At 66.6% G+C, this 1,216-nt stretch carries 1 protein-coding gene; it reads right to left on the reverse strand.

Going from position 1 to position 1,216, the window contains the following annotated elements; translation table 11 throughout:
- Positions 1-1,216: hypothetical protein (locus G404_RS19680; protein WP_036522018.1), on the reverse strand; the 1,216-nt coding region annotated here is incomplete at both ends.

Consider the following 1,216-nt stretch of genomic DNA (forward strand, 5'->3'; position numbering starts at 1 on the left):
TGTATCCGAAATCGCCGGGATCAACGCCTGCGCATCAGCCGCCACAATCGCTTGCGCCTGCGCAACGCTGGCCGCGCCGATGATGTTGATGGCGCTCACCCCGGTCAGGCTGAGACCTGCGGCAAGCTCGGCATTGTAATCGGCCGCGGTGTCGGAAATCAGCGCGATCTGCGCGGTAACACCGTTGGCCACATCGCCCTGCAACGCAAAGGCCTGCACCGCCGTGGTCGAACCGGTCGCGGTGACCGCAGCAGCATGACCCAGATAGCTGGTCGAGGCTTGCGACAGCAGATTCGCCGCCGTGTCCGACACGCCAAAGGTTACGGCATGGGTAAAGCCCGCCAGCGTCACGGCCTGTGCCGCGCTCGCCGTGGTCGTCGCCGTGACGGCGCCGGTCACATCGGACAACACGCTGTCGCTGGTCGATGCCAGGTTGGCCGCGGTGTCGCTGACAGCGGCAATGCTCAGGCTCGATGCGCCAGCGGCGGCCAGCGCGGTGGCCTGCGCCGCCGTGGCTGCGCCCGTGGCGATCACGGTCGTGCCCGTCAGGTCGGACAGCACGGTCTGCAGATTGGCGGCCGTGTCGGTCACCTGGGTGAATGTTATGACATGGCCAAAGCCCTCGAACGCGGACACCTGGGCAGCGGTCGCCGCGGTGTTGGCCGTTACCGCGCCGCTGACCAGTTGGAACTGTCCGTGCGTGACATTGGCGATCGCAGCCGCTGTATCGGTAACTGCGTCTACCGTCTTCACACCGGTGTTGGATGCGCCGGCAATCAGCCACAATTCGGCGACGCTGGCAGTGCCTGTCGCGTGGATCGATCCGACATCCGACAGGAAACCGGTTCCCGCAATCGATATATGGGTGGCAATGTTTGCTGCCGTGTCGACCACGCCGCCGATTGTCACCGATCCGGTCGCGCCCGCGGCATTGATCGCCAATGCACCCGCAACCGTGGTGGTACCGGTCGCTGTGATGTTTACCGGCGCATCGGCGGTGCCGAAGCTGGCCGCTGCAATCGCGGCGGCGGTGTCGCTGACGCTATAGACCACGGGCGTCGCCTGGCTCGACAGGGTGGCGCCCTGGGTCGCGTTGGCTGCGGTCGTTGCGGTGATCGTGCCGCCTGCGGCCAGGTGGCCGGCCAGGCTCGCCAGTCCGGCACCGCCTGCCTGGGCAAGGTTGGCTGCCGTATCGGCAATCGCACCGATCGTGGTG

This window comes from Novosphingobium acidiphilum DSM 19966 (assembly GCF_000429005.1).
GTDB lineage: Bacteria > Pseudomonadota > Alphaproteobacteria > Sphingomonadales > Sphingomonadaceae > Novosphingobium > Novosphingobium acidiphilum.